Origin of the sequence: Mycolicibacter senuensis, from assembly GCF_003284925.1 — a bacterium.
GTDB classification, from domain to species: Bacteria; Actinomycetota; Actinomycetes; order Mycobacteriales; family Mycobacteriaceae; genus Mycobacterium; species Mycobacterium algericum_A.
The window spans coordinates 1-4,157 of the sequence record NZ_QMEX01000220.1; the positions used below are offsets into that span (position 1 = coordinate 1).

Below are 4,157 nucleotides of genomic sequence, written 5' to 3' on the forward strand. Positions count from 1 at the left end.
GCCAGCACCGCCCGGTCGAGCCGGTCCAGCCCCAGCTCGTCGACGTCGTAAACGGCCAGCGCTGCCTTGGCCACGTCGCGGGTGATCACCCCGTCGGCGCGCACCTCGGCGTAGTCCCGCACCCGGCGCAGCAGCCGGTTGGCGATCCGCGGGGTGCCCCGCGAGCGCCGCGCAACCTCGGCGGCCGCTTCATCGCCGAGCTCGATGCCCAGGATCGTCGCCGATCGCGCCAACACCAGCTGCAGTTCGGCCGGCTCATAGAAATCCATGTGCGCGGTGAACCCGAACCGGTCCCGCAGCGGGCCGGTCAGCGCGCCGGATCGGGTGGTCGCCCCGACCAGCGTGAACGGCGCCACTTCCAGCGGGATCGACGTCGCCCCAGGGCCTTTGCCCACCACGACGTCGACCCGGAAATCCTCCATCGCCAGATACAGCATCTCCTCGGCGGGCCGGGCGATGCGGTGGATCTCGTCGATGAACAACACATCGTGCTCGACCAGATTCGACAACATCGCAGCCAGGTCGCCGGCACGTTCCAGCGCGGGCCCCGACGTCACCCGTAACGAACTGCCCAGTTCACCGGCGATGATCATCGCCAGCGACGTCTTTCCCAGCCCGGGCGGACCCGACAGCAGGATGTGATCCGGTGTGCCACCACGGTTCTTGGCGCCCTCGATCACCAGTTGCAACTGCTCGCGCACCCGGGGCTGGCCGATGAATTCGGCCAGGCTGCGCGGGCGCAGGCCCGCATCCACATCGCCCTCGCCGACCGTCAACGCCGGCGACACCTCGCGGTCATCAGCCGGGCCGGGTTTTTGCGGCGGTCCCAGCTTCGCCTCTCCCCCGTCGCGGCTCGCTGAACCGCTCACTTGGTCTTCCCCAGCCGGCTCAGCGCGGTGCGCAGCGCGTCGGACGTACTGGCGTCCGGGGACTCAGCCAGCACCTTGTCGATGGCGTCTTCAGCCTGCTTTGCCGCAAACCCCAGGCCGACAAGGGCTTCCACCACCGGTGCGCGCACCGCATGGCCGTTGAACACGGCCCCGTCGGGGGCCGCCACCGGTCCGATCTTGTCGCGCAGTTCCAGCACCAGGCGCTCGGCGCCACGTTTGCCGATCCCGGGCACCCGCGTCAGCGCCGTGACGTCGCCGTCGGCCAGCACCCGGCGCAGCGCGGCCGCGTCGTAGACCGCCAGCGCCGCCAGGGCGATCTTGGGCCCGATCCCCGACACCCCGATCAGCGTCAGAAACAGGTCCCGCGCGTCGGGGTCGGGGAACCCGTACAGCGTCATCGAGTCCTCGCGCACGATCATCGCGATGATCAACCGGGATTCGGTGCCGCGACGCAGCGTCGACAGCGTCGCCGGAGTGGCCATCACCTTGTAGCCGACCCCGGCCGCCTCGATCACCGCATGGTCGAGTGCGATGTCGATGACCTCGCCACGAACCGAAGCGATCATGCCCGGGCCGCCTTGAGCTTGGCGGCATAGCGGCGCCGTTGCTCGGCGGCCATTGCCTCGGCGGCGGCCATCCGCGCGATCATCGGGGCACGCCAGCAGTGGCAGATCGCCAGCGCCAGCGCGTCAGCCGCGTCGGCGGGTGTGGGCTTCTGCTGCAATCCGAGGATTCGGGTGACCATCGCCGTCACCTGCGCCTTGTCGGCCGAGCCGTTGCCGGTCACCGCGGCCTTGATCTCACTGGGCGTGTGGAAATGCACGTCGATGCCACGGCGGGCGGCCGCCAGTGCGATCACCCCGCCGGCCTGGGCGGTGCCCATCACCGTGGAGACGTTCTGCTGGGAGAACACCCGCTCGACGGCGACGACATCCGGGCGGTGCGTGTCCAGCCAGTGCTCGGCGGTATCACTGATCGTCAGCAGCCGCTGCGGCAGTGGCTGATCGGCCGGCGTGCGCACCACGTCGACGTCCAGGGCGACGACCTGGCGTCCGCTGCCGCCTTGCACCACCGACAACCCGCAGCGGGTCAGCCCGGGGTCGACACCCATCACCCGCACCGCCAGCTCCCTACCGTAGTGAACATCTGTTCGAACAGTAGCGGGTGCAGGCGACAGTCGCGGGCAGGACACGCGGGGCGGCAGCGGATCCGGCCGCCGTCACACCACCCGCAAACCCGCCGGGACGGCGGCCGGGTCGCGCCAGAACGCGTCGTTGACGAACCGCTTGAATAGGTCCGGGGGCAGGATGGTCTCGCGGGGCTGCGCCCTGACCTCACTGTGCACGGTGTGCAACCCCGGCGTGCCGGCCCGCTCGTCGAAGTCGGTGACGTCGTAGTCGATGTGGTCGAAGCTGTGCTCGAACATCGGCTCACCGATGAAGTCGTAGATGGCCCGCATGGTGCGGGCGGGGTCGGCGGTCAGCGTCTCGTACTGCACCACCAGCAGCCGGTCGCGCTGTGCGCCGAAACAGGCCTGTTTGAGCATGTCGTAGGCCGCGCCGACCATGCCGTCTTGTCCCACCACGCCGTTGGCGCGGGTGTAGACGGTGCCGCCGGGGTTGAAGCCGAAGATCGACGACGGCGTGAACACGTTGCGCTGGATCAGCCGTTCGATGCTGTCGACCACCCACGGCAACTCCCGCACGCAGGCGATCACCTTGGCATCCGGGAACAGCCGCGAGACCGCAGCCATCCAGCCGCACCACCCCCGGTTGGTATCGAAGACCACGTCGGCGGGGCAGTCGGCGTAGAAGCTGTCGAACAGCCCGTGCAGGATGCGCTCCCGCTTGGCGTCGTCGATGAACACCGAGAATTCGTTGCGGGCGCTCATCTCGCCGAGCAGGGCGCCGAACAATCCGGCCAGCGGGCCTGACATCCCGGCTTCGAATCGTGGGTTCTGCCGCAGCAGCGCGGCCAGCAGCGTCGAGCCCGACCGGGGCAGGCCCGAGATGAAATGAATCGTCGCCACCGGCGCTACTCGGACTCGAGGGCGGCCAGCACTTCATCGGACAGCTCGACGTTGGTCCAGACGTTCTGAACGTCGTCGCTGTCTTCGAGCGCCTCGACCAGCTTGAACACCTTGCGGGCGCCTTCGACGTCGACGGGGACGCTGACCGAAGGCTGGAAGCTGGCCTCGGCCGAGTCGTAGTCGATGCCGGCGTCGACCAGCGCGGTGCGCACCGCCACCAGATCGCCCGGCTCGGAGATCACCTCGAAGCTCTCGCCCAGGTCGTTGACGTCCTCGGCGCCGGCATCGAGCACCGCGGTCAGCACGTCGTCCTCGGTCAGGCCGTTCTTCTCCAGCGTGACCGTGCCCTTGCGGCTGAACAGGTAGGCGACCGAGCCCGGGTCGGCCATGGTGCCGCCGTTGCGGGTCATCGCCACGCGCACTTCGCTGGCGGCGCGGTTGCGGTTGTCGGTCAGGCACTCGATGAGCACCGCCACCCCGTTGGGTCCGTAGCCCTCGTAGGTGATGGTCTGGTAGTCCGCGCCGCCGGCTTCCTCACCGGCGCCGCGCTTGCGCGCCCGCTCGATGTTGTCGTTGGGAACCGAGTTCTTCTTGGCCTTCTGGATGGCGTCATACAACGTGGGGTTGCCCGACGGGTCACCGCCACCGACGCGCGCCGCGACCTCGATGTTCTTGATCAACCGGGCGAAGTTCTTGCCGCGGCGGGCGTCGATGACGGCCTTCTTGTGCTTGGTGGTGGCCCATTTGGAATGGCCGCTCATAGCCGTCCTACCTAACTGTGGCTGGAGAGAAGTCCGCCCGACAAGTCTACGGCCACGGCCTCGACGCTCCGGCACGAGCACCTTTGCGGGCGGTGCCGGCCGTTTACTATGAGCTGGGTCACAATTGCGTGGAGGTCTCGATGCCCGATACCCGCTCCACACGCCATGGCCGGGTCGCCGGCTTCACAACGACGGTCGGGGTGCTGGTCGCCGCCGGGTTGACCACGCTGGCCGGTGCGCCCGGCGCCCGCGCCGACGATGTCGACGTCGGTGCCTGGTTCGACCCGGACATGTGGTCTGCGGCCGCCGACACGGCGTTCCGGCAGCTGGTCGTCGACCCGATCCACGACGGCATCGAGGACTGGATCCACAGCGACCTCGGCCAGCAGATCGACACCGCCATCAACCAGATCTTCGGGCTGTATTTGATCGGCGACGGCGACGCGGGAACGGCGGCGAACCCCAACGGCGGCGCCG

The 4,157-nt window shown here is 68.9% G+C and carries 5 protein-coding genes and 1 pseudogene; 1 reads left to right on the forward strand and 5 read right to left on the reverse strand.

Going from position 1 to position 4,157, the window contains the following annotated elements:
• The 5 genes from ruvB to DQP56_RS23015 all read right to left on the reverse strand — a co-directional run.
• Positions 1-830, reverse strand: an 830-nt coding sequence (gene ruvB, locus DQP56_RS22995; RefSeq protein WP_112689345.1) for a Holliday junction branch migration DNA helicase RuvB, incomplete at its 3' end; no start/stop codon positions are given.
• A gap of 35 nt (positions 831-865) precedes the next feature.
• The gene (ruvA, locus tag DQP56_RS23000) at positions 866-1,456 is read right to left on the reverse strand and encodes a Holliday junction branch migration protein RuvA (RefSeq protein WP_112689337.1); all 591 of its coding nucleotides are present in this window, start codon (positions 1,454-1,456) and stop codon (positions 866-868) included.
• Entirely contained in the window at positions 1,453-2,010 is a 558-nt protein-coding gene (gene ruvC, locus DQP56_RS23005; protein ID WP_112689339.1) for a crossover junction endodeoxyribonuclease RuvC, read from the reverse strand. The genes ruvA and ruvC overlap by 4 nt, the downstream gene beginning before the upstream one ends.
• 99 nt (positions 2,011-2,109) lie before the next feature.
• Positions 2,110-2,919, reverse strand: a complete 810-nt coding sequence (locus DQP56_RS23010) for a sulfotransferase family protein (RefSeq protein WP_112689341.1) — start codon at positions 2,917-2,919, stop codon at positions 2,110-2,112.
• 5 nt (positions 2,920-2,924) lie between these two features.
• Positions 2,925-3,680, reverse strand: coding sequence for a YebC/PmpR family DNA-binding transcriptional regulator (locus tag DQP56_RS23015; RefSeq protein ID WP_112689343.1), 756 nt, complete (start codon positions 3,678-3,680; stop codon positions 2,925-2,927).
• Positions 3,681-3,820: 140 nt separating this feature from the next.
• Here DQP56_RS23015 and DQP56_RS23020 point away from each other — a divergent pair.
• A pseudogene (locus tag DQP56_RS23020) lies at positions 3,821-4,157 on the forward strand (hypothetical protein); the annotation flags it as partial.